We start from the raw sequence: 22,045 nt of genomic DNA on the forward strand, positions 1-22,045 counted from the left end.
ACTATGACCGATGCTGAAATCAAGCAAGACGGCAATGCCGAGAACGAATCCGCGCAATCACAAGGTCAGGAGATTCCTTCGGGTTTCGAGCCTCTGACCGCGACTTACGAGCGTTTGCGGCATTCCGCGGATGCCGCTGAACTGAGTGAATTCGCGCGCCGGCCATTGCCTGATCGTTCCGAGCAGGCTGCGTTCTCGCGAGCCACGGCACTGCTGGAGGCTGTCGCAGGCAATACGCATACGCCGTTGGAAGATCGTGTTTTCCTCGCGGAAACCATGCCGTTTCCGAATATTCTCGTCAAACTGTCCACCGACGAATCCGTTGAGGTGCGCAAAGCCGTTGCCGGCAATGCCAATGATAAGAATTGGCTGGTGGGGCGTCTCACCAAGGATGAGTCCCTCGAAGTGCGCGATGTCGCGTTGCGCAACAAGCGGACATCTTGGAAGATGAGGCTCGAAGGCGCGCAGGATCCGGATATGGATTCGCGTACCCTTGATTTTTTGGGATCCTTGGGAACTGAGATCGAACCGAATGCTCCGGCGGTGCTCGCTTCCATGGTGCGCAGGGCCGTTGCGTTAAACCCGAACGCATCCGATCAGATGCTGGAAAAACTTGCGCAGGATGCGTCTGGAGAAGTAAAAAGAGCCGCTGAAAAGCGTCTTTCGGAAAAATAGTTGCATACGTTGTCATTTTTATGAGATTTTTGCGTGTGGTGCGTGTGATTGGGGCATAGACTGTTGCTTATGACAGAACAGACCGAAAACGCAACGCGTCTAGCCCGTCCGCTCATTCGTCTGGCAAAGTTGGCGGGTATCGCCACCAGTTATGTCGGTATGAGCCGTGATTACCACGAAATCGAAGACGATGTTCTTGTGGCGGTGCTCAAAGCGCTTGGAATCGACGCTTCCAACGATGATGCGATCGAACAGTCCATCTCCACCATTCAGCGTGAACGCAACACCCGGATCGTTCCCCCGACCGTGCTGCACATTGTCGGTAAGAAAAGCAAGGTCGAGGTCCATGGCGGCGCGCTTGACGTTCCTGCAGCTTCCATCACGTTGGAAGATGGCGAGACGTATGCCGGCAAAATCGAGCATGAGGGAGGCAGCGGCGCCGCGGTCGAGGTCGATGACGTATTTGTGTGCACGTCGTACCTGGTGCTTCCGGAAGACCTTCCCGAGGGATATCACACCCTTGAGGTCACCGTGGGCGGCAAGACGGAGTCTGCAACCGTTATCAGCGCTCCGGAGAAGATCGAACTGCTCGACGAGATGACGGAAGGCTCCCTGTGGGGCTGGATGAGCCAGCTCTATTCCATCCGTTCCAGCGGTTCTTGGGGAATCGGCGATTATGAGGATCTGAAGACCTTGCTCGTCGAATCCAAGAAGAAGACCGGTGCTGACTTTATGCTGATCAACCCGCTGCATGCCGCCGAGCCGGTGCCGCCGATCGAGCCGTCGCCGTATCTGCCGATTTCGCGTCGTTTCATCAACTTCAGCTATATTCGTCCGGAATCCATGCCGGAATATGCCACGCTTTCGTCGGAAGACAAGGCGAAGGTCGATGCGCTGCACGAGCAGGTCGAGCCCCTCAACGGCGATGCGCAGGTTTTGGACCGTGAAACGATGTGGCGCACCAAGATGCAGGCGTTGTGGATCATCTACAAAGCAGGTCTTTCCGTACAGCGTCAAGCTGAGTTCGACCAGTATCTCGCCGAAGTGGGCGATGAGATCGAATCCTATGCCACGTGGTGCCTGTGCTACGACAAGTGGGGCGCCTCCAATGGCAGCGACGACGATTGGGTGCGTAAGTTCAATCGTGATTCCGAAGAGATCGCGCAGCTTCGCGCGCAGTATCCTGACACGCTCGAATTTTACCGTTGGCTCGAATGGGTCGCCACCGAGCAGCTGCATGCGGCCCAGCAGGCGGCTCGTGACGCAGGCATGAAGATCGGCATCATCGCCGACATGGCGGTAGGTGTGCACCCGGCCGGTTCCGACGTGTGGTGGAATCCTGAACGTTTCGCCAAGGGTGCCACGGTCGGCGCCCCGCCAGACATGTTCAACCAGCAGGGTCAGGATTGGAGCCAGCCGCCGCTGAACCCGATCGCCCTTGATCAGACCGGTTACAAGGTTTATCGAGACATGGTACATGGCATGTTCTCCAATGCAGGTGCGGTGCGTATCGACCATATTCTTGGCTTGTTCCGCTTGTGGTGGATTCCGGAAGGCAAGAAGGCCATGGACGGCACCTACGTGCATTACGATTCTGACATCATGCTCGGCATTCTCGCGCTGGAAGCGTCTCGCGCCGGTGGTGTGGTCGTGGGCGAGGATCTTGGCGTGGTTCCGGCTTATGTGTCCAAGTCGCTGTCCGAGCACGGCATTCTCGGTTGCGCAGTGGAATGGTTCGAACAGTTCGACGGTGTGTTCCGCGCGCCGAAGGATTGGCGTCCGTATGCGCTGGCTTCCGTCAACACGCACGATTTGCCTCCGGCGGCGGGCTACTTGGAGTATGGGCATGTCAAGCTGCGCGAGCAGTTGGGATTGTTGTCCGGTCCGGTCGAGGAATTCAAGAAGTCCGCGGAAGCCGAGCATAACGCCATGCTGAACATGCTTGTCAAGGAAGGCTATCTTGACGCTGACGTGCTGGAAGACGAGCTTGCCAACGAAAACGAGATCGTCGACGCCCTGTACCGCGGTCTTAAGGGATCGCCATGCAAGCTGATGGCAGCATCCATCGTCGATGCGGTCGGTGAAAAGCGTACGCAGAACCAGCCGGGAACCTGCAACGAGTATCCGAATTGGCGTATTCCTCTGGCTGACGGCGATGGCAATGTCGTACCGCTGGAAGAGCTGTTTGGCAATACTCGCCTGCAGGAGATCGCGGCGATTATGCGCGGCTGATCGCATTTGGCATCAGATATTGGATATATAAAACCGGCGATATTAAACGGAACGTCCGTTTGCGCATCGCCGGTTTTTCGTCGCTCCGCAAAAAAGGGGCATTTTACGTTGATTTCGCTATACGATGTGTCGCAAATGTCAAGGCCGGCGATACACTAATAGATTGTTGTGTTTCCCTACGGGGTCCTTCAAAGCGCTTTTCCCACTCGCCATCGAGGACTTTCAGGGAGCCCACGGATAATGAGACCTGAAAACGGCATCATTCCGCGCCTAACCAACGCATTGATGTTGATGGAAGGTCCGGAACACAATATACAGAAAAGGTACATCGTGAAAACTTTCACTCCGAAGCCAGCTGATCTGACTCACGACTGGTACGTCATCGACGCCACCGACGTGGTGCTCGGCCGTCTCGCTTCCCAGGCAGCCATCCTGCTGCGTGGCAAGAACAAGCCGACCTACGCTCCGCACGCCGATTCCGGCAACCACGTGATCATTCTCAACGCCGATAAGATCGCTCTGACCGGCAACAAGTTGGGCAAGGAACTGTACATGCACTCCGGTCGTCCGGGTGGCCTGCGTCGCGATAGCTACGGCAAGCTGCTCAAGACCAACCCTGAGCGCATCATCAAGTCCGCTATCAAGGGCATGCTGCCGAAGAATCGTCTGGCCAAGGTCCAGCTGGATCGCCTCCACATCATCTGTGGCACCGAGCATCCGTACGCTGGCCAGAAGCCGCAGGTTTTCGAGATCGCTCAGGTCTCGCAGCAGGCTAAGTGAACCGAAGGGAGATAAGAAACATGGCTGAAAACACCAACAACTCCGCGGTTCTCGAGACCGAAGAGGAGCTCACCTCGTACACCACCGAAACCAACGCTGGCGCTGGCACCGGTACTTCCGCTATTGCTCCGGGCTACGGCACCGGTCGTCGCAAGGAAGCCGTCGCTCGTGTTCGCCTGGTTCCGGGCACCGGCAAGTGGACCATCAACGGTCGCACCCTGGAAGAGTACTTCCCGGCCAAGCTGCTGCAGCGTGAGGTCAACTCCCCGATCGTGCTTCTCAAGCTCGAAGGCAAGTTCGACGCTATCGTCCTCGTTGACGGTGGCGGCACCACCGGCCAGGCTGGCGCAATCCGCCTGGGCGTTGCCCGCGCTCTGAACGCCATCGATCGTGATGCGAACCGCGCAGCCCTGAAGAAGGCTGGCTTCCTGACCCGCGACGCTCGCGTCGTGGAACGTAAGAAGGCCGGTCTGCACAAGGCTCGTCGCGCTCCGCAGTTCTCGAAGCGCTAAAGCTTTACGGCTTATACGAAACCCCTTGGAAATTCGTTTTCCGAGGGGTTTCTTGATATTCGAGCGATTCAGGCAGCGCTTGATGGAATCAGGCGGTCGGCATCTGCTTCATCGCACTGATACTCAACGCCGGAAGCGTCCACAATGTCGAATCGTCTTCCGACAATCCATCGTCGGCGGATTGCAGATTTGCTTCATTGTCTTGCATTTGCCAGTACATCATATTGATGCGGTGCAGATGATTGCGCAGCCTGCCTGCCGGTTTGTTTTCCGACTCCTCGTCAAATTCCGACACCCGTTCGATGGACGTTCCCAATCCCGGATATTCGCCGACGATCTCCGATGAAGACCAGACCATCTCCCATTCAATGCCTTTCGGAAGATGGAAACGTGTGACTTCGTCGGAACCATTGATCAGAATTAGCAGGCTCGGCTCGTCGGGGGAGAGTAGTTGCATGGCGAACGAGCGTACGGAAGGATTCGTCCAATCCGAATCGTCCGGCATCTGCCCGTTCGGAAGATACCAATGCACGCGATCGGATTTCTTCAGCAAACCGATTTTGCTCAGGCGAGTGAAGAAATCCTCATGACTGTACAAATCGTGGGATTTTCGCAACGTGATCAAGCGTGACGTTAGATTGAATTGCTTCAATTCCGGCGTTTGCTCGGTGCTGTACAGCCAATCCCAATCAAGCCATGTAGTGTCATTGTCTTGCGTGTAGGCATTGTTGTTGCCGTTTTGCGAATTACCGAATTCGTCGCCGGCGAGCAGCATTGGCGTGCCTAACGACAGTAAGAGCGTGCCCAGCAGGTTCATGGTGGCGCGCTGGCGCTGCCGCACGATGATTTGGTCGCTACTGGGGCCCTCATGACCGAAATTGGCGGAATGGTTGTCGTTTGTTCCGTCGTGGTTGTTTTCGCCATTGTCTTCGTTGTGTTTGCTCTTGTACATGGTCAGGTCGGCGGTGGTGAAGCCGTCGTGACAGGCCACATAGTTCACGGAGGCGGTCGAACCTCGGCCGGGGTCAGTGGCGAACAGGTCGGAAGATCCACATAGGCGTGTGGCCATGTCTTGCATGGTCATTTCGCCGTGTTCGCCGCCGCGCGTGCGATCTACATCGGTCAGCCAGAATTTGCGCGTGCAATCGCGAAAACGGTCGTTCCATTCCGCGAAAGGAATGCCGAATTCGCCGGTGCGCCAGCCGTTCGGGCCGCAATCCCACGGTTCCATGATCATTTTGAGATTGCCGAGCAGCATGTCGGAGCGCAAAGCATACAGGAATGGATGGTAGCGGGTGAATTCACCATCGAGACGTGCCAGCGTCGCCGCGAGATCGAATCGGAATCCGTCGATGCCAATGCGTTTGGCCCAATAGCGCAACGAATCCACTGCGAACGTGGTGACGTGCGTGTTGGTGAAATCAAGCGTGTTGCCGCAGCCGGTAGTGTCGTACAGGCGGCTGATCTTATCTTTGGTGCGTCGGTAGTACGAGAGATTGTCGAGGCCGCGCCAGCAAATGGTCGGGCCCTCGGGGCCGGATTCACAAGTGTGGTTGTAGACCACGTCCATAATCACTTCAAAGCCAGCCTCGTGCAATGCGCGCACCATGTCGATGACCTCTTGCCGTACTGCGGCCGCGCCTGCTTCTTGCGAGCGTTTGGTGGCATATGAGGCTTCGGGGGCGAAATATCCGAGTGTGGAGTATCCCCAGTAGTTGGTGCGTCCTCGTTCCTGCAGGAAGAGTTCAGATTGTTTGGCTTGGATCGGCAGCAGTTCGATGGAGGTGACGCCCAGATCCTGCAGGTATGAGAGCGTGGCCGGGTGTGCGAGGCCCGCGTAGGTGCCGCGAAGTTCTTTGGGTAGCCATGGCGCGTTGGCGGTGAAGCCTTTGACATGCAGCTCGTAGATAACCGTTTTGCTCCACGGAACGTGTGGATGCGAAGGTTCCCCTGCGTGTTTGTCGACGGCGCGGTCGTCTATGGCTACGGAAACGGGCATGCGCCCTACCGAGTCGATGGTGCTCATCGGTCCGAAGGGGGAGCCTTTGACCTTGCCGTTGACGATTTCGCATTCGTAGGCGAATGCGCCCGGATCGAGTTTCATCGATCCTTCGATGCCTTTGGCGTATGGGTCAAGCAGCAGCTTGTAGGGGTTGAAACTCACGCCATGATCGGGATCCCATGGGCCATTGACGCGGTATCCGTATTGCATGCCATCCCAGGCTTGGGGGATATGCACGTACCACAGTCCGTAGTTGGGGCCGTCCATGCGGAACAGCGTTTCGCGAAGGTTGAGCGAGGGGATGCGTCTGGTGCAGATGCGCTGTTTTTTGGCCTGGTCGATGAACGTGAGTCCGGGTTCGTTGAACAGGCGTACGGCGTCGGCATAGAAGGCGCTCGGTTGGTCAAGTGGTTCAAGTACGCAAAACCACAGCTGGTCTGCTGTTTCTGAGCGGACAACGGCGTCCGCGCCACCGTCGTCGGTGAAATAGAGACCTGGACGGGTTGCGTAACGATGCAAAGGTGGGTTCTTCATAACCTCATTCTAAACACTTTGAAATTATCTGTTGACTTGCTATGTCGGGACCATTTCCGCCCATGTCAGATCGATGGTTGCTGCGCTGCCGGTGAGATGCCGTTCTGGCTGTTTTTGATGATGATGTGCATATTGTGATGGTGGTGTTTTTGAAAAACGTTGATTTTCTGCGGCAACACGCTTTGCAAATAACTTTATGAAAAGAGATTTGCAAAAGAATTTAAGAAAGTGTATAGTTTTCAATCATCAGGCAGAACGATCTGCCGGAACCTCTTTCATAGTGGAAAGGACATATCATGAAAGCTCTTGTACTGACCGGTGTCAAGAAACTCGAAATCCAGAACATGCCAACACCGCAGATCGAACCCGATGAAGTGCTGATCAACACCGCATATGCAGGCGTGTGCGGTACGGATCATGACCTGTATGACGGTCGCCCCGGATCGGCCGCTGCGGTGCCGCCGATCGTACTTGGCCACGAAAATTCTGGCATCGTTGCTGCGGTCGGCGCTGATGTCACCAATGTCAAGCCGGGAGACCGCGTCGCCGTCGACCCGAACATCTACTGCGGCCAGTGCGAATTCTGCCTGACGCAACGTCCTGAACTCTGCGACCATCTTAGTGCGGTCGGAGTGACCCGCAACGGCGGCCTGGCGGAACAATTCACCGCCCCCGCAAGTGTGGTCTACAAGCTACCAGATAACGTTTCCCTGCGTGATGCCGCCGCCGTTGAGCCGGTCTCATGCGCGGTGCATGGTCTCGATCTGCTGGAACTTCGCCCGTATCAGAAGGCGTTGGTTATCGGCGACGGTTTCATGGGGCAGATCTTCGCCCAGCTTCTGCAGGCGTACGGCGTGCATCAGGTGGATCTTGCCGGCATTTTCGATGAAAAGTTGCAGCGTAACAAGGAGCAGTTCGGCGTCACCGAAACGTACAACACCACCCGCGAACAGATTCCGGAAGATTCCTACGATGTAATCATCGAAGCCGTCGGTCTTCCTGCGACCCAAGCTCAGGCCGTAGCTGCCGCCAAGAAAGGCGCGCAGGTGCTGATGTTCGGCGTCGGCCCGCAGGAGGCGCATTTCGAAATGAATACGTACGACATTTACAAGAAGCAGCTGACCATCCAAGGCTCCTTCATCAACCCGCTCACCTTCCGCGATGCCATCTCGCTGGTTTCCTCCGGCAAAATGAACATCGGAGGCCTGATCAGCCATGAGCTTGAACTCGAGCAGGTGCAAGACTTCCTTGACGGCAAGATCACTGGCGTTTCCAAGGCTGTCGTCAAGATTGGTGCCTGACATGATCCGCGTGCTTGAGCGTTTGGGTGTTCCGCGAACGCTGATGCTGGGGTTCCTTGCCGTCGCCATTTTCATGACCGGCGACGGCTTCGAGCTCACCTTCCTCTCCAAATTCATGGTGGATCAAGGATTCAGCTCCTCCCAAGCGTCGCTGCTAATCACGGTGTATGGCCTGTTCGCGGCGTTTGGCGGCTGGTCTGCAGGCGTGCTTGCCGAAATGTTCGGTGCTCGCAAGGTCATGATGTTCGGCGCATGCTGGTGGATCGGCGTTCACCTGCTGTTCCTGGGTGTGGCGATTCCCAGCCATATATACCTGCTGATTCTCGGGCTGTATGCGATGCGCGGCATCGGCTACCCACTGTTCATTTACAGCTTCGTAGTGTTGATGGCGCAATACATTTCGCCGTCGCGCCTCGCATCGGCCACAGGATTCTTCTGGACTTGCTTTTCTCTAGGAATCGGTGTGTTCGGAGCATATCTGCCAAGCTTCATCATGCCGTTGGTCGGTGAATACAAGACATTCTGGTTCGCGCTGCCGTTCTCCATCGTCGGCACCATTATGTGCTTCCTGTTCGTGCCGAAAAACAAAGTCCTGAAAGGCGAAGGATTAAGTCGTAAGGAACAGTTGAAGGAGCTTGCCGAAGGTGCGACCATTCTCGTCACCAATCGTAAGATTCTAATCTGCGCCATCATTCGCATCATCAACAATCTGCTGCTATATGGATTCCCCGTAATCATGCCGTTGTACTTGTGCACTACGCACAATGGCGGCATCAATATCTTCAAAACTGAGGAATGGATGCGCATCTGGGGATTCGTATTCGTGGTCACCCTGATCTTCAACACGTTCTGGGGCTGGTTCATGGACCGCTTCGGATGGGTATGGCCAATGCGATGGTTCGGCTGTGCGATACTGGCCGTCGGCTCCGTCGCCTTCTACTACATTCCACAATGGTTTGGTGCGAATGCGGTGATGATGATCATTGCGTCGATTATTGTGGGCATCGGTACTTGCGCATTCTCGTCATTGCCGACGATTATGACGCTGTACGCCGGTGAAGGCAAGCAGGGTGCGGCATTGTCCGCATACAATCTTGCGGCAGGGTTGACCACGTTCGCAGGTCCTGGCATTGCCACGATTTTGCTGCCGACCATCGGATACGAGGGTGTGTGCTGGACGTACGCGGCATTGTACGTGCTAGCGTTCGTGTTGACACTGTCTATTCGTCCTGAACAGCTTGGAATTAGCGAAAAAGTATCACGACATGACGGCAAATGCGCCGCCGACATCGCCGCATAGCGCATATCCTAATCACAAAAGGGAAAAACAATCGTATTCATCGTCATCAGGAGGTATTTTTATGGCGAAAGCAATGTCTGAATTCACTACCGATCTGCAGCATTCCGGCATGCCGGCGAAGGATCTCGACGAAACCATCGAATTCTATACGAAGAAGCTTGGTTTTGAACTGGCCGGACTGTTCCATAACGGCGAAAACCGTTGTGCATTCCTGCGTTACGGCCATCTGACCATCGAAACGTGGGAGGGTGATCCGGCTCCGCTGACCACTGGTGCCATCAACCATTGGGCATTCGACACTCCCGACATCGAAGCCGCATTCGACAACGCGAAGAAACTCGGGCTGAATTTCAAAGATAACGAAATCCAGCATATCGACAGCTTCTGGGAGCATGGCATCCGCTACTTCAACGTATACGGACCGAACGGCGAAACCATTGAATTCTGTCAGATTGTCAAATAACTATCATTAGATGATTACCGTCAAATAATCGTTGAAAACAAATACAACAAGCGATACAGACGGAAGCAAACAAAGAAGCGTGCGCTGAACCTTATATACGGGTTCGGCAACACGCTTCTTTTGTTATGCAATCGATGCGATTAATGCGATTAATATGTGCGCAAAAGCGGTCACATATCGCATAATTCGCGTACGTAAGGCTCCACAAAGCGCAATGCCGCGCCGATAATGTCTTGATGGTCGAGCGCCATTCCCTTGCGCAGGGTGAAATCCGTGGTGCCGAATGGCGTATGTTCTACCACGCGTTCGCGTAGTCCGGCCATATCGTCATCGTCGAGATATTGTGCTGCCTCACCGCTGATAATCACGTCACCGGCCAGCACCGAGCGAATATTCGTTACCGCCAGCGCCACATAATCCAGCCATTGCGAGAATCGTTTGCGGTGCTCCTGCTCGCCTTGTTCCAACACCGAGAAGAAGCCGGGCAGGCTTTCGCCGTCCTCCATCAGCGTTTCCGGCGAGCAATACGTATCCATGCAGCCCTGTTGCCCGCAGTAGCAGGTGTTGCCTCCTGGAATCAGCGTCATATGTTCGATTGAGCCATTGCATTGGTTTGGCCCTTGGTAGAGTGATCCGTCCACGATGACCGCGCCTCCTGGGCGTCGTTCGAGGTAGATGCAGACGGCATCCTTCAGATTGTGGTCGAACCAGAGTTCCGCCATGGCAGAAGCGTCGGAATCGTGAATCATCAGCGACGGATAGTTGAGGCCGTGGCTGAGTTCGCTGAGTTTCAGGCCGGTGTTGTTCATGATTTTGCCGAAGGTGATCGACTGTCCGTCTGCCGATACGATGCCTTGCATGCAGAAGGCCACGCCTAGCACCGTGCTGCCTTGTTTCGCCAGTTCCTGCGCGAAATCGTTGATGATGCCGTTCATACGCTGGTAGTAGGCGTCGTTGTTGCGATAGGGGAGTGTGCGCTGTCTGGCGGCCACGGATTTGCCGTTTAGATCAATGGCGATGGCCGTGATTTGCGTGGTTTGGATGCGCACGCCGATCGCCACGCTGGAGTGTGCCGCGAATTCGTAGATTTGCGCTTTGCGTCCGCCAGTGGATTGCTGCATCTCGCCTTTGACGATGAGCCCGTCGGCCTCCATGGCGCGCAGATTCTGCGTGATGGTTGGTAGGCTGAGTCCTAATTCGTGTTCGAACATCTGCTTGGTGGCTGAACCTTGGGTGTAGATGAACGCGGTCATGGCCTTGAGATTGGCTTCTTTGACCGATAGGGCGGATTGGGCTTTCACTGGTTGATCCTTCCTGCGCAACTTCTTTTCCAAGACTACTTCATAAAAGTCCTTTCCTTATGTCTCGTGTTGATCGAATCGACATTTTTCTTGCAAAGTCAACGATTCTTTAAGATAAATAAATCGACTTTGTAAAAGTTTGATATGATTGATATCATATAGAAAATACTTTTATAAAAGATATGGAGGCGAGACTTGAGAAAGTGTGTGTGATTTATGGTAAAAAGCAACAAAAACGCTCAAAATGATGTTTTTAGGGCTTTTTGATTTCATAAAAGAACGCGATCTAAACATTAAAAGAACAGAAGATAACATTTCTTTTGCGACACGACACAGTGGAACATCATATTGCATACTCACTAAAGTGTGTCCTGGGTCACAAAAGACCAGCAATGCGTCCATCCGCTTCGAGGTGGATGGAATAACGGGAAACTACTTTGCAACCCCCAAAGAATCGAGGAGGACTTCAAGTGGCAGACGCAAAGAAGGAAGAGCCGACCAAGCCGACTCCGGAAGAGAAGCTCGCCGCAGCCGAGGCTGAGGTCGACGCTCTGGTCAAGAAGGGCCTGAAGGCTCTTGACGATTTTGAAAAGCTCGATCAGAAGCAGGTTGACCGTATCGTCGCCAAGGCTTCCGTCGCAGCACTGAACAAGCATCTGGTGCTCGCCAAGATGGCCGTTGAGGAAACCGGCCGTGGTCTGGTGGAAGACAAGGCCACCAAGAACATCTTCGCCTGCGAGCACGTTACCAACTATCTGGCCGGCCAGAAGACCGTCGGCATCATTCGTGAAGACGATGTCATGGGCATCGACGAGATCGCCGAACCGGTCGGTGTCGTCGCCGGCGTGACCCCGGTCACCAACCCAACTTCCACCGCCATCTTCAAGTCGCTGATCGCGCTGAAGACCCGCTGCCCGATCATCTTCGGCTTCCACCCGGGCGCACAGAAGTGCTCCGTCGAAGCCGCCAAGATCGTGCGCGACGCAGCCATCGAGGCAGGCGCTCCTGAGAACTGTATCCAGTGGATCGAGCACCCGTCCATCGAAGCTACCGGCGCCCTGATGAAGCATGACGGTATCGCCACCATCCTCGCCACCGGTGGCCCGGGCATGGTCAAGGCCGCATACTCCTCCGGCAAGCCGGCCCTCGGCGTTGGCGCTGGCAATGCTCCGGCATATGTCGACAAGAACGTCGACATCGTGCGCGCCGCCAATGATCTGGTGCTCTCCAAGCACTTCGATTACGGCATGATCTGCGCCACCGAGCAGGCCATCATCGCCGACAAGGAAGTCTACGCTCCGCTGATCAAGGAACTCAAGCGTCGCAAGGCTTACTTCGTGAACGACGAAGAGAAGGCCAAGCTCGAGCAGTACATGTTCGGCTGCACCGCATACTCCGGTCAGACCCCGAAGCTCAACTCTGTGGTGCCGGGCAAGTCCCCGCAGTACATCGCCAAGGCCGCAGGTTTTGAGATTCCGGAAGACGCCACCATTCTTGCCGCCGAGTGCAAGGAGGTCGGCGAGAACGAACCGCTGACCATGGAGAAGCTCGCTCCGGTCCAGGCCGTGCTGAAATCCGACAACAAGGAACAGGCCTTCGAAATGTGCGAAGCCATGCTCAAGCATGGTGCAGGCCACACCGCAGCCATCCACACCAACGATCAGGCTCTGGTCCGTGAATACGGCCAGCGCATGCACGCATGCCGCATCATCTGGAACTCTCCGAGCTCCCTCGGCGGCGTGGGTGATATCTACAACGCCATCGCCCCGTCGCTGACCCTCGGCTGCGGCTCCTACGGCGGCAACTCCGTGTCCGGCAACGTCCAGGCAGTCAACCTTCTCAACATCAAGCGCATCGCTCGGAGGAACAACAACATGCAGTGGTTCAAGATTCCGGCCAAGACCTACTTCGAGCCGAACGCCATCAAGTACCTGCGCGACATGTACGGCATCGAAAAAGCCGTCATCGTGTGCGATAAGGTTATGGAACAGCTCGGCGTGGTTGACAAGATCATCGACCAGCTGCGTGCACGTTCCAACCGCGTGACCTTCCGTATCATCGACTACGTCGAGCCGGAGCCGAGCGTCGAGACCGTCGAGCGCGGCGCCACCATGATGCGCGAGGAGTTCGAGCCGGACACCATCATCGCAGTCGGCGGTGGTTCTCCGATGGACGCATCCAAGATCATGTGGCTGCTGTACGAGCACCCGGAAATCTCCTTCTCCGATGTGCGTGAGAAGTTCTTCGATATCCGCAAGCGCGCCTTCAAGATCCCGCCGCTGGGCAAGAAGGCCAAGCTCGTGTGCATCCCGACCTCTTCCGGCACCGGTTCCGAAGTCACGCCGTTCGCTGTGATCACTGATCACAAGACCGGCTACAAGTACCCGATCACCGATTACGCGCTGACCCCGTCCGTCGCCATCGTCGATCCGGTGCTGGCACGCACTCAGCCGCGCAAGCTCGCATCCGATGCCGGTTTCGACGCCCTGACCCACTCCTTCGAAGCATACGTCTCCGTCTACGCCAACGATTTCACCGATGGCATGGCGCTGCACGCAGCCAAGCTGATTTGGGACAACCTCGCCGAGTCCGTCAACGGCGAGCCGGGCGAAGACAAGATCAAGGCCCAGGAGAAGATGCATAATGCCGCCACCATGGCCGGCATGGCATTCGGCTCCGCATTCCTTGGCATGTGCCACGGTATGGCCCACACCATCGGTGCTTTGTGCCACGTTGCCCACGGTCGTACCAACTCCATCCTGCTGCCGTACGTCATCCGCTACAACGGCTCCATCCCGGAGGAACCAACCAGCTGGCCGAAGTATAACAAGTACGTCGCTCCGGAACGCTACCAGGAGATCGCCAAGAACCTCGGCGTGAACCCGGGCAAGACTCCGGAAGAGGGCGTCGAGAACCTGGCTAAGGCCGTTGAGGACTACCGCGACAACAAGCTTGGCATGAACAAGAGCTTCCAGGAGTGCGGTGTGGACGAGGACTACTTCTGGTCCGTCCTTGACCAGATTGGCATGCGTGCCTACGAGGATCAGTGCGCTCCGGCAAATCCGCGTATCCCGCAGATCGAGGATATGAAGGATATCGCCATCGCCGCCTACTACGGCGTCAGCCAGGCAGAAGGCCACAAGCTGCGCATCCAGCGTCAGGGCGAGGCCGCCACGGAAGAAGCTTCCGAGCGTGCGTGAGTCGCCTCACGTATATAGGTCGTCGATATTGATCTATATATAAGGCACTTGCGTTACGTCGATAGACACCATTGATAACGAGGAATTCGGTTGGATTCGTTCAACCGGATTCCTCGTTTTTTATATATGGAAAAGCATTTTCGGATGATGCTGCATTATGATCGCAACAGACGATCGGCAATGTGCATCTCATTCGTTTTCAGGGACTTGAAAACAGGACTTGAGACTGCGACACGCGAGGATTTCTTAAGACTACCCCTGATGCTTAAATAAAGAAGTTGCCTGATTTTAGGGCTCGCAAATTGGAATTAAAAAAGCGAGCGTGGCACAGTGATCACGAGAGTGAAAACTGCATGGCTGCGCACTGATGTGGTATGACCACGGAACTTCCACGGTTTCGGGGGTCTTCTGCGCCGGTGCCCTTTGAGAAGCAGGCTGGTAAACAGTAACTAACGAATCGCTAGAAAGGGCGGAAGGCAATGGCGGGACAGAAAATCCGCATCAGGCTTAAGTCCTATGACCATGAGGTCATCGACCAATCGGCGAAGAAGATCGTCGAAACGGTGACGAACGCGGGCGCAACTGTGGTTGGCCCGGTTCCGCTCCCGACCGAGAAGAACGTGTTCGTCGTTATCCGTTCTCCTCACAAGTACAAGGATTCTCGCGAGCATTTCGAGATGCGCACTCATAAGCGTCTCATCGACATTGTGGACCCGACCCCGAAGGCCGTGGATTCCCTTATGCACATTGATCTGCCCGCAGATGTGAACATCGAGATCAAGCTGTAAGGGAGGAGGGAACCATTATGTCTAATCGCACCGCACTGCTGGGCAAGAAGCTCGGCATGTCTCAGGTCTGGGACGAGAACGGTTTCTTCGTTCCTGTGACCCTCGTTGACGTCTCCACCAACGTGGTGACTGCTGTCAAGTCCGAAGAGTCCGACGGCTACAAGGCTGTTCAGCTTGGCTACGGCCAGGTTGACCCGACCAAGGTGACTAAGCCGCTTGCCGGCCACTTCGCCAAGGCTGGCGTCACCCCGCGTCGTCACCTCGCTGAGGTTCGCACCGATAACGCCGAAGAGTTCGAGCCGGGTCAGGAGCTGACCGCTGAGCTGTTCCCGGAGGGCACCTTGGTCGATGTGACCGGTACCACCAAGGGCAAGGGCTTCGCAGGCACCATCAAGCGCTGGGGCTTCAAGTCCTATCGTCGTACCCACGGCTCTCACAAGAACGAGCGTCGTCCTGGCTCTGTTGGCGCATGCGCTACCCCGAGCCGTATCCTCAAGGGCAAGCGTATGGCTGGCCGCATGGGTCATGTAATCAACACCACGCTGAACCTCACCATCGTTTCGTCGGATGTTGAGAACGGCGTGCTCGCCATCAAGGGTGCCATCCCGGGCCCGAAGGGCAGCATCGTTCTCGTCCGTTCGGCAGTGAAGGGAGCCTGATAAATCATGGCAAACGTTACTCTGAACGTTACCGATAACCAGGGCAATGCAACCGGAACCGTTGAGGCTCCGGCTGAGATCTTCGGCTTCTCCGCCGAAGAAGTCCAGTCCCGTATCCCGCTGATCCACCAGGTTGTGGTGGCCCAGCGCGCCGCTGCTCGTCAGGGCACTCATGCCACCAAGACTCGCGGCATGGTTTCCGGCGGTGGCCGCAAGCCGTGGAAGCAGAAGGGCACCGGTCGTGCTCGTCAGGGTTCCATTCGTGCACCGCAGTGGTACCACGGTGGCACCGTGTTCGGTCCGCAGCCGCGTGACTACTCCCAGCGCACCCCGAAGAAGATGAAGGCCGCTGCTCTCAAGTACGTGCTTTCCGATCGCGCCAACGCAGGTCGCGTGGCAGTCGTGGACTTCGGCGTTTCCGAAGCCCCGTCCACCAAGGCCGCTGTTGCCGCTCTTACCCCGGTGACCGAGAACAAGTTCACCACCGTGGTGCTCTCTCGCGAGAATGTGAACGAATGGCTTTCCGTTCGTAACATCCCGACCGTTCACCCGATCTTCGCCGATCAGCTCAACACGTACGATGTGGTCACCGCTCAGTACGTGGTCTTCTCCAAGGAAGGCTTCGACGCTTTCCTTGCTGCGAAGGCTGAGCCGGCTGCAAAGGAGGCCTGATTTTCATGGTCGCTATTCACAAGCCCGCACACGACATCATCCTCAAGCCTGTCGTTTCTGAGAAGAGCTACGCTCTGTCCGATCGCGGTCAGTACACCTTCGTGGTGGCTCCGAACGCGAACAAGGTCCAGATCAAGCAGGCAATCGAAGAGATCTTCAATGTCAAGGTGACGAACGTCAACACCCTCAACCGCGCCGGCAAGCGTCAGCGCACCCGCAACGGTTTCGGCCAGCGTGTCAATCAGAAGCGCGCCATCGTGACCGTCGCCGAGGGCCAGACGATCGACATCTTCGGTAACTGAAGGCTAGCCGAGAAAAGTTAAAGGAAGAACTAGATTATGGCTATCCGCGTTTATAAGCCGACGACTGCAGGCCGCCGTAACGCGTCCGTCTCGGACTTCTCCGAGCTTACGCGTTCTACGCCTGAGAAGTCGCTGGTTCGCAAACTCAGCAAGACTGGCGGTCGTAACTCTTACGGCCGTATGACCTCCCGCCATCGTGGCGGCGGTCACAAGCGCCAGTACCGTCTCATCGACTTCAAGCGTTGGGACAAGGACGGCGTGCCGGCAACGGTCGCTCACATCGAGTACGACCCGAACCGTTCCGCTCGCATCGCACTGCTGCACTATGCAGATGGTGAGAAGCGCTACATCATCGCTCCGGAAGGCATCAAGCAGGGTGACGTCATCGAGACCGGCGCCCAGGCTGATATCAAGCCGGGCAACAACCTGCCGCTGCGCAACATCCCGACTGGTACCGTGGTGCACGCGATTGAGCTCCGCCCGCTGGGTGGCGCCAAGATCGCTCGTTCCGCAGGTGCTTCCGTGCAGCTCGTCGCCAAGGATGGCGCTTACGCTCAGCTGCGTATGCCGTCCGGCGAAATCCGCAACGTGGATGCTCGCTGCCGCGCAACCGTCGGTGAGGTCGGCAACTCCGATCACGCCAACATCCAGCTCGGTAAGGCAGGTCGTGCACGTTGGATGGGCAAGCGCCCGATCACCCGTGGTGAATCCATGAACCCTGTCGATCACCCGCACGGCGGTCGTACCCGCGGTGGTAAGCCGCCGGTTTCTCCGTGGGGCAAGGGCGAGGTTCGTACCCGCCGTCCGAAGAAGGCTTCGAACAAGATGATTGTTCGTCGTCGCCCGAATGGTAAGAACCGTAAGTAAGGGAGTGTCGAGTAGATGACTCGTAGCATCAAGAAGGGCCCCTTCGTCGACGCCCACCTGCAGAAGAAAGTCGACGAGCAGAACGAGAAGGGTACGCACAACGTCATCAAGACGTGGTCCCGTCGTTCGATGATCACCCCTGATTTCATCGGACACACCTTCGCCGTTCACGATGGCCGCAAGCACGTTCCGGTGTTCGTCACCGAATCCATGGTTGGCCACAAGCTCGGTGAGTTCGCCCCGACCAAGACCTTCAAGGGTCATGTGAAGGACGACAAGAAGGCACGCCGCTAAAGGAGAGTAAGGACACATGGAAGCTAAAGCAATCGCTCGTCACGTCCGCGTGACGCCGCGCAAGGCTCGCCGTATGGTCGACCTCATCCGAGGCAAGAAGGCGACCGAAGCCATCACCATTCTGAAGTTCGCTCCGCAGGACGCATCCCTTCCGGTGCGTAAGGTCCTGGAGAGCGCCATCGCGAACGCTCGCGTGAAGGCCGACAAGGCCGGTGAGCCGTTCCGCGAGAACGACCTGGTCGTGAAGGAGACCTATGTGGACGAAGGCGTGACGCTCAAGCGTTTCCGCGCTCGTGCACAGGGCCGTGCCGCTCGTATCAACAAGCGCACCAGCCACATCACGGTCGTCGTCGCTAACAAGGAAGGAAACCGCTAAAGATGGGTCAGAAGATCAATCCGTTTGGCTACCGCCTGGGAATCACTGAGAACCATCGTTCCAAGTGGTTCTCCGATTCCAACAAGGTCGGCGAACGTTACCGCGACTTCGTTCTCGAAGATGACGCCATCCGTAAGGCCATGAGCAAGGATCTCGAGCGTGCGGGCGTGTCCCGTATCGTCATCGAGCGTACCCGCGACCGCGTGCGTGTGGACATCCACACCGCTCGTCCGGGCATCGTCATCGGTCGCCGTGGTGCTGAGGCTGAGCGCGTTCGCGCCAAGCTCGAGAAGCTCACCGGCAAGCAGGTCCAGCTCAACATCTTCGAAGTGAAGAACGCAGCACTGGACGCCCAGCTCGTTGCACAGGGCATCGCTGAGCAGCTCACCAACCGCGTGACCTTCCGTCGCGCGATGCGTAAGGCCCAGCAGGATGCCATGCGTGCAGGCGCCAAGGGTATTCGTATCAAGCTCTCCGGTCGCCTTGGCGGCGCCGAAATGAGCCGTTCCGAGTTCTATCGCGAGGGTCGCGTTCCGCTGCAGACCCTGCGCGCCCTTATCGATTACGGCTTCTTCGAGGCCAAGACCACTTACGGCCGCATCGGCGTGAAGGTCTGGATCTACAAGGGCGATATGACCGAGCGTGAGTTCGAAGAGCAGCAGGCACAGCAGGGCAACAACCGTCAGGGCCGTCGCGGCGATCGCCGTCCGCGTCGTGGCCAGCGCAATGCTGCCCCGCAGCAGAACGCAGCAGCAGAGGCTCCGGCCGCAGCTGAGGCACCTGCCGCAACGGAAACGAAGGAGTGAGCTGAGAAATGCTTATCCCAAAGAGAACCAAGTATCGTAAGCAGCACCGTCCGGTCCGCCGTGGCATGTCCAAGGGCGGAAACGAGATCGCATTCGGCGATTTCGGTATCCAGGCTCTGGCTCCAGCTTATGTGACCAACCGCCAGATCGAGGCCGCTCGTATCGCCATGACCCGCTACATCAAGCGTGGTGGCCGCGTGTGGATCACGATCTTCCCGGATCGTCCGCTGACCAAGAAGCCGCTCGGCACCCGAATGGGTTCCGGTAAGGGTACTCCGGAATTCTGGATCGCTAACGTCCACCCGGGTCGCGTCATGTTCGAGATCGGTGGCGTGTCCGAGGATGTCGCTCGCGAGGCTCTGCGCCGCGCAATCGACAAGCTCCCTATGAAGTGCCGTGTTATTGCTCGTGAAGGCGGTGACATCTGATGGCAGTCGGAACTGCAGACTACACCATGAAGAATCTGAACGAGAAGACCAACGAGGAGATTGAGGGCTTCCTCAAGAAGTCCAAGGAAGAGCTGTTCAACCTGCGCTTCCAGTCCGCGACCGGTCAGCTCGAAAACACCGCCCGCCTCAAGGCGGTCAAGCACGACATCGCCAGGATGTACACCGTCCTGCGCGAGCGTGAGCTCGGCATCAGCCAGGCCCCCGAGGCGACCGAAACGAAAGCTGAGGAGAAGTAATGGCTGAAGAGCGTAACTTCCGCAAGGTTCGTCGCGGTTACGTCGTGTCCGATAAGATGGACAAGACGATTTCCGTCGAGCTCGAGCAGCGTTCGACCCACCCGCTGTACGGTAAGGTCGTGCGTTCCACTCGTACGGTCAAGGTCCATGATGAACACAACGAGGCTCACATTGGCGACCTCGTGAGTATTATGGAGACTCGGCCCCTGAGCAAGACCAAGCGTTGGCGTCTCGATAGCATCATCGAGCGCGCTAAGTAAATAAGTTCGGCAAGGCTCCGTGAGTCACCCCGCCTGCTTCAAGCAGGCAGGCGGGGTGCTTGGGGAGAACCAGCTCGGCTAAGGAGAATCAATGATTCAGCAGGAAACGCGGCTTCATGTCGCCGACAACACGGGTGCGAAGGAACTCCTCGCCATCCGAGTGCTCGGCGGATCGAAGCGACGCTATGCCGGCATTGGCGACGTGATCGTCGCCTCCGTCAAGGACGCCATCCCTGGCGGGTCGGTCAAGAAGGGCGACGTCGTCAAGGCTGTCGTCGTCCGCACTGTCAAGGAGCACCGTCGTGTGGACGGCTCCTACATCAAGTTCGACGAGAACGCCGCCGTCATTCTCGGCTCTGGCCGTGAACCGAAGGGCACTCGTATCTTCGGACCGGTCGGTCGTGAACTGCGCGACAAGCGCTTCATGAAGATCGTGTCCCTCGCCCCGGAGGTGATCTGACATGGCAGCCAAGATTAAGAGCGGCGACCTGGTCAAGGTCATCCGCGGTAAGGATCGCGGCAAGGAAGGCACCGTCAAGCAGGTGCTCAAGGACGATCGTCTGATCGTTGAAGGCGTGCAGATCGTCAAGAAGCACGTTCGCGCCACGCAGCAGGGCCAGCAGGCCGGCATCGTGGCTGTCGAGGCTCCGATTCATCGCTCCAACGTGATGGTCATCGATCCGGAGACCAAGCAGCCGACCCGCGTGCGCATCGTCGAAAAGGAAGAGGCTCGCGACGGCAAGGTGAAGACCGTGCGTGTGCGTGTTGCCAAGAAGTCCGGAAAGGAGCTGGCATGACCGATACCACTGTCGAAGCGCCGGCAACTCCGCGCTTGAAGCAGAAGTACAACGAGCAGATTGTGCCGGAGCTGGAGAAGGAATTCCACTACTCCAACCCGATGCAGGTCGCTCGCGTCCAGAAGGTCGTCGTCTCCATGGGCGTTGGCGCCGCGGCTCGCGACTCCAAGCTCATCGAAGGTGCCGTCAAGGATCTCACCCTGATCACCGGCCAGAAGCCGAAGATCACCAAGGCTAAGAAGTCCGTCGCACAGTTCCACCTGCGCGAAGGCCAGGCCATCGGCGCTTACGTCACCCTGCGTGGCGAGCGTATGTGGGAGTTCCTGGATCGCCTTCTGACCATGGCTCTGCCGCGTATCCGCGATTTCCGTGGCATCAATGGCAACCAGTTCGACGGTCAGGGCAACTACAACTTTGGTCTCACCGAGCAGTCCATGTTCCACGAGATTGATCCGGATTCGATCGATCACCAGCGCGGTATGGACATCACCGTGGTGACCAGCACCAAGGACGACAAGGAAGCTCGTGTGCTCCTGAAGCATCTTGGCTTCCCCTTCAAGGAGAACTGATATGGCAAAAACCGCTCTTAAGAACAAGGCGGCCGCTAAGCCGAAGTTCAAGGTGCGCGCTTACACGCGTTGCCAGGTCTGCGGTCGTCCTCACTCCGTCTACCGCAAGTTCGGCCTTTGCCGCATCTGCCTTCGTGAGAAGGCTCACCGCGGCGAGCTGCCCGGCGTTACGAAGTCCAGTTGGTAAATAACGACGCTGAAGGTCCGCGGCCCAATCGCTGAAAGCGTGCGGGCGGCGGAAACCACGGCGAGAAAGGGCAATAAGCCCAAATGACAATGACAGATCCGATCGCAGACATGCTTACGCGTCTGCGTAATGCGAGCGCGGCAAAGCACGAAACCGTGGATATGCCGTACTCCAAGTTCAAGGCGAACATCGCCGAGATTCTGAAGCGCGAAGGCTACATCAAGGACTTCACCGCTAAGGAAGCCAAGGTCGGCCAGACCCTCGAGGTCACTCTCAAGTATGGTCCGAACGGCGAGCGTTCCATCCAGGGCATTAAGCGCATCTCCAAGCCGGGCCTGCGTCGTTACGCAAAGTCCGATGCTCTGCCGATGCCGCTCGGTGGCCTTGGCATCGCAATCATCTCGACTAGCTCAGGACTGCTGACCCAGAAGGAATGCCTCGACCGAGGCATCGGCGGCGAAATCGTCGCTTTCGTTTGGTGAG

General features: G+C 56.9%; 26 protein-coding genes. 24 read left to right on the forward strand and 2 right to left on the reverse strand.

Annotated elements, in window-relative coordinates:
- Positions 1 to 3: 3 nt before the first annotated feature.
- From AH68_RS01685 to rpsI, 4 genes are all read left to right on the forward strand, one after another.
- Positions 4 to 675, forward strand: a complete 672-nt coding sequence (locus AH68_RS01685) for an AbrB family transcriptional regulator (protein ID WP_039197047.1) — start codon at positions 4 to 6, stop codon at positions 673 to 675.
- Positions 676 to 744: 69 nt separating this feature from the next.
- Complete coding sequence (malQ, locus tag AH68_RS01690) at positions 745 to 2,907, forward strand: 4-alpha-glucanotransferase (RefSeq protein WP_039197048.1); 2,163 nt, start codon at positions 745 to 747, stop codon at positions 2,905 to 2,907.
- 330 nt (positions 2,908 to 3,237) lie between these two features.
- The gene (rplM, locus tag AH68_RS01695) at positions 3,238 to 3,687 is read left to right on the forward strand and encodes a 50S ribosomal protein L13 (RefSeq protein WP_003836021.1); all 450 of its coding nucleotides are present in this window, start codon (positions 3,238 to 3,240) and stop codon (positions 3,685 to 3,687) included.
- Between the two features lie 20 nt (positions 3,688 to 3,707).
- On the forward strand, positions 3,708 to 4,199 hold the full coding sequence (rpsI, locus tag AH68_RS01700; protein ID WP_003836019.1) for a 30S ribosomal protein S9: 492 nt from the start codon (positions 3,708 to 3,710) through the stop codon (positions 4,197 to 4,199).
- Positions 4,200 to 4,287: 88 nt separating this feature from the next.
- Here the strand turns inward: rpsI and glgX are convergent, their stop codons facing one another.
- Entirely contained in the window at positions 4,288 to 6,735 is a 2,448-nt protein-coding gene (gene glgX / locus AH68_RS01705; protein ID WP_039197054.1) for a glycogen debranching protein GlgX, read from the reverse strand.
- A 296-nt stretch (positions 6,736 to 7,031) separates the two neighbouring features.
- Between glgX and AH68_RS01710 the strand changes: the two genes are divergently transcribed.
- The 3 genes from AH68_RS01710 to AH68_RS01720 all read left to right on the forward strand — a co-directional run bounded on the left by AH68_RS01710 (position 7,032) and on the right by AH68_RS01720 (position 9,799).
- On the forward strand, positions 7,032 to 8,036 hold the full coding sequence (locus AH68_RS01710; RefSeq protein WP_039197056.1) for a zinc-dependent alcohol dehydrogenase family protein: 1,005 nt from the start codon (positions 7,032 to 7,034) through the stop codon (positions 8,034 to 8,036).
- A gap of 1 nt (position 8,037) precedes the next feature.
- The gene (locus tag AH68_RS01715; protein WP_039197057.1) at positions 8,038 to 9,336 is read left to right on the forward strand and encodes an MFS transporter; all 1,299 of its coding nucleotides are present in this window, start codon (positions 8,038 to 8,040) and stop codon (positions 9,334 to 9,336) included.
- Positions 9,337 to 9,397: 61 nt separating this feature from the next.
- Positions 9,398 to 9,799 (forward strand): VOC family protein, encoded by a 402-nt coding sequence (locus tag AH68_RS01720; protein ID WP_039197060.1) that lies wholly within the window; start codon positions 9,398 to 9,400, stop codon positions 9,797 to 9,799.
- A gap of 170 nt (positions 9,800 to 9,969) precedes the next feature.
- Here AH68_RS01720 and AH68_RS01725 read toward each other — a convergent pair whose 3' ends face one another.
- On the reverse strand, positions 9,970 to 11,100 hold the full coding sequence (locus AH68_RS01725) for an ROK family transcriptional regulator (protein ID WP_236682428.1): 1,131 nt from the start codon (positions 11,098 to 11,100) through the stop codon (positions 9,970 to 9,972).
- 470 nt (positions 11,101 to 11,570) lie between these two features.
- On the opposite strand from AH68_RS01725, the gene adhE reads away from it, so the two are divergent.
- From adhE to rpsH, 17 genes are all read left to right on the forward strand, one after another.
- Positions 11,571 to 14,300 carry a bifunctional acetaldehyde-CoA/alcohol dehydrogenase gene (gene adhE, locus AH68_RS01730; RefSeq protein ID WP_039197065.1) on the forward strand — a complete coding sequence of 910 codons (2,730 nt, stop codon included), beginning with the start codon at positions 11,571 to 11,573 and terminating at the stop codon, positions 14,298 to 14,300.
- Positions 14,301 to 14,779: 479 nt separating this feature from the next.
- Positions 14,780 to 15,088, forward strand: coding sequence for a 30S ribosomal protein S10 (gene rpsJ / locus AH68_RS01735; protein WP_003808013.1), 309 nt, complete (start codon positions 14,780 to 14,782; stop codon positions 15,086 to 15,088).
- Positions 15,089 to 15,105: 17 nt separating this feature from the next.
- Entirely contained in the window at positions 15,106 to 15,747 is a 642-nt protein-coding gene (rplC, locus tag AH68_RS01740; RefSeq protein ID WP_039197086.1) for a 50S ribosomal protein L3, read from the forward strand.
- Positions 15,748 to 15,753: 6 nt separating this feature from the next.
- Entirely contained in the window at positions 15,754 to 16,419 is a 666-nt protein-coding gene (gene rplD / locus AH68_RS01745; protein ID WP_022245323.1) for a 50S ribosomal protein L4, read from the forward strand.
- Positions 16,420 to 16,424: 5 nt separating this feature from the next.
- The gene (gene rplW / locus AH68_RS01750) at positions 16,425 to 16,721 is read left to right on the forward strand and encodes a 50S ribosomal protein L23 (protein ID WP_003808021.1); all 297 of its coding nucleotides are present in this window, start codon (positions 16,425 to 16,427) and stop codon (positions 16,719 to 16,721) included.
- Between the two features lie 36 nt (positions 16,722 to 16,757).
- Positions 16,758 to 17,588, forward strand: a complete 831-nt coding sequence (gene rplB / locus AH68_RS01755) for a 50S ribosomal protein L2 (protein ID WP_003835999.1) — start codon at positions 16,758 to 16,760, stop codon at positions 17,586 to 17,588.
- A 15-nt stretch (positions 17,589 to 17,603) separates the two neighbouring features.
- Positions 17,604 to 17,882 carry a 30S ribosomal protein S19 gene (gene rpsS / locus AH68_RS01760; protein ID WP_003808025.1) on the forward strand — a complete coding sequence of 93 codons (279 nt, stop codon included), beginning with the start codon at positions 17,604 to 17,606 and terminating at the stop codon, positions 17,880 to 17,882.
- 16 nt (positions 17,883 to 17,898) lie between these two features.
- Entirely contained in the window at positions 17,899 to 18,258 is a 360-nt protein-coding gene (gene rplV / locus AH68_RS01765) for a 50S ribosomal protein L22 (RefSeq protein ID WP_003808026.1), read from the forward strand.
- A 2-nt stretch (positions 18,259 to 18,260) separates the two neighbouring features.
- Complete coding sequence (gene rpsC, locus AH68_RS01770; RefSeq protein ID WP_039197092.1) at positions 18,261 to 19,064, forward strand: 30S ribosomal protein S3; 804 nt, start codon at positions 18,261 to 18,263, stop codon at positions 19,062 to 19,064.
- Positions 19,065 to 19,072: 8 nt separating this feature from the next.
- Positions 19,073 to 19,492 carry a 50S ribosomal protein L16 gene (gene rplP, locus AH68_RS01775; RefSeq protein ID WP_003835996.1) on the forward strand — a complete coding sequence of 140 codons (420 nt, stop codon included), beginning with the start codon at positions 19,073 to 19,075 and terminating at the stop codon, positions 19,490 to 19,492.
- Positions 19,492 to 19,749 carry a 50S ribosomal protein L29 gene (gene rpmC / locus AH68_RS01780; protein WP_003835994.1) on the forward strand — a complete coding sequence of 86 codons (258 nt, stop codon included), beginning with the start codon at positions 19,492 to 19,494 and terminating at the stop codon, positions 19,747 to 19,749. The genes rplP and rpmC overlap by 1 nt, the downstream gene beginning before the upstream one ends.
- The gene (rpsQ, locus tag AH68_RS01785; protein WP_003808036.1) at positions 19,749 to 20,009 is read left to right on the forward strand and encodes a 30S ribosomal protein S17; all 261 of its coding nucleotides are present in this window, start codon (positions 19,749 to 19,751) and stop codon (positions 20,007 to 20,009) included. Before rpmC ends, rpsQ begins: the two co-directional genes overlap by 1 nt.
- 91 nt (positions 20,010 to 20,100) lie before the next feature.
- Positions 20,101 to 20,469 carry a 50S ribosomal protein L14 gene (gene rplN / locus AH68_RS01790; protein ID WP_003808038.1) on the forward strand — a complete coding sequence of 123 codons (369 nt, stop codon included), beginning with the start codon at positions 20,101 to 20,103 and terminating at the stop codon, positions 20,467 to 20,469.
- Between the two features lies 1 nt (position 20,470).
- The gene (rplX, locus tag AH68_RS01795; RefSeq protein ID WP_003808040.1) at positions 20,471 to 20,806 is read left to right on the forward strand and encodes a 50S ribosomal protein L24; all 336 of its coding nucleotides are present in this window, start codon (positions 20,471 to 20,473) and stop codon (positions 20,804 to 20,806) included.
- Positions 20,803 to 21,375 carry a 50S ribosomal protein L5 gene (gene rplE / locus AH68_RS01800; protein WP_003835992.1) on the forward strand — a complete coding sequence of 191 codons (573 nt, stop codon included), beginning with the start codon at positions 20,803 to 20,805 and terminating at the stop codon, positions 21,373 to 21,375. The genes rplX and rplE overlap by 4 nt, the downstream gene beginning before the upstream one ends.
- Position 21,376: 1 nt before the next feature.
- The gene (locus AH68_RS01805) at positions 21,377 to 21,562 is read left to right on the forward strand and encodes a type Z 30S ribosomal protein S14 (RefSeq protein ID WP_003808046.1); all 186 of its coding nucleotides are present in this window, start codon (positions 21,377 to 21,379) and stop codon (positions 21,560 to 21,562) included.
- Positions 21,563 to 21,645: 83 nt separating this feature from the next.
- Positions 21,646 to 22,044: a 30S ribosomal protein S8 gene (gene rpsH / locus AH68_RS01810; RefSeq protein WP_003808048.1), complete on the forward strand. Its 399-nt coding sequence runs from the start codon at positions 21,646 to 21,648 to the stop codon at positions 22,042 to 22,044.
- Position 22,045 lies beyond the last annotated feature (1 nt).

Origin of the sequence: Bifidobacterium catenulatum PV20-2 (assembly GCF_000800455.1) — a bacterium.
Classification (GTDB): domain Bacteria; phylum Actinomycetota; class Actinomycetes; order Actinomycetales; family Bifidobacteriaceae; genus Bifidobacterium; species Bifidobacterium kashiwanohense_A.

Bases quoted from the DNA above. Each gene is read 5' to 3' on its own strand.
- rplV (WP_003808026.1), top strand. From the start codon at position 17,899: ATGGAAGCTAAAGCAATCGCTCGTCACGTCCGCGTGACGCCGCGCAAG.
- rpsI (WP_003836019.1), top strand. From the start codon at position 3,708: ATGGCTGAAAACACCAACAACTCCGCGGTTCTCGAGACCGAAGAGGAG.
- rplD (WP_022245323.1), top strand. From the start codon at position 15,754: ATGGCAAACGTTACTCTGAACGTTACCGATAACCAGGGCAATGCAACC.
- rplC (WP_039197086.1), top strand. From the start codon at position 15,106: ATGTCTAATCGCACCGCACTGCTGGGCAAGAAGCTCGGCATGTCTCAG.
- rplX (WP_003808040.1), top strand. From the start codon at position 20,471: ATGGCAGCCAAGATTAAGAGCGGCGACCTGGTCAAGGTCATCCGCGGT.
- rpsS (WP_003808025.1), top strand. From the start codon at position 17,604: ATGACTCGTAGCATCAAGAAGGGCCCCTTCGTCGACGCCCACCTGCAG.
- rpsQ (WP_003808036.1), top strand. From the start codon at position 19,749: ATGGCTGAAGAGCGTAACTTCCGCAAGGTTCGTCGCGGTTACGTCGTG.
- rpsH (WP_003808048.1), top strand. From the start codon at position 21,646: ATGACAATGACAGATCCGATCGCAGACATGCTTACGCGTCTGCGTAAT.
- AH68_RS01710 (WP_039197056.1), top strand. From the start codon at position 7,032: ATGAAAGCTCTTGTACTGACCGGTGTCAAGAAACTCGAAATCCAGAAC.
- rplE (WP_003835992.1), top strand. From the start codon at position 20,803: ATGACCGATACCACTGTCGAAGCGCCGGCAACTCCGCGCTTGAAGCAG.
- rplP (WP_003835996.1), top strand. From the start codon at position 19,073: ATGCTTATCCCAAAGAGAACCAAGTATCGTAAGCAGCACCGTCCGGTC.
- rplN (WP_003808038.1), top strand. From the start codon at position 20,101: ATGATTCAGCAGGAAACGCGGCTTCATGTCGCCGACAACACGGGTGCG.
- rplB (WP_003835999.1), top strand. From the start codon at position 16,758: ATGGCTATCCGCGTTTATAAGCCGACGACTGCAGGCCGCCGTAACGCG.
- AH68_RS01805 (WP_003808046.1), top strand. From the start codon at position 21,377: ATGGCAAAAACCGCTCTTAAGAACAAGGCGGCCGCTAAGCCGAAGTTC.
- AH68_RS01720 (WP_039197060.1), top strand. From the start codon at position 9,398: ATGGCGAAAGCAATGTCTGAATTCACTACCGATCTGCAGCATTCCGGC.
- rplW (WP_003808021.1), top strand. From the start codon at position 16,425: ATGGTCGCTATTCACAAGCCCGCACACGACATCATCCTCAAGCCTGTC.
- AH68_RS01715 (WP_039197057.1), top strand. From the start codon at position 8,038: ATGATCCGCGTGCTTGAGCGTTTGGGTGTTCCGCGAACGCTGATGCTG.
- rpsC (WP_039197092.1), top strand. From the start codon at position 18,261: ATGGGTCAGAAGATCAATCCGTTTGGCTACCGCCTGGGAATCACTGAG.
- rpmC (WP_003835994.1), top strand. From the start codon at position 19,492: ATGGCAGTCGGAACTGCAGACTACACCATGAAGAATCTGAACGAGAAG.
- AH68_RS01685 (WP_039197047.1), top strand. From the start codon at position 4: ATGACCGATGCTGAAATCAAGCAAGACGGCAATGCCGAGAACGAATCC.
- malQ (WP_039197048.1), top strand. From the start codon at position 745: ATGACAGAACAGACCGAAAACGCAACGCGTCTAGCCCGTCCGCTCATT.
- glgX (WP_039197054.1), bottom strand. From the start codon at position 6,735: ATGAAGAACCCACCTTTGCATCGTTACGCAACCCGTCCAGGTCTCTAT.
- rpsJ (WP_003808013.1), top strand. From the start codon at position 14,780: ATGGCGGGACAGAAAATCCGCATCAGGCTTAAGTCCTATGACCATGAG.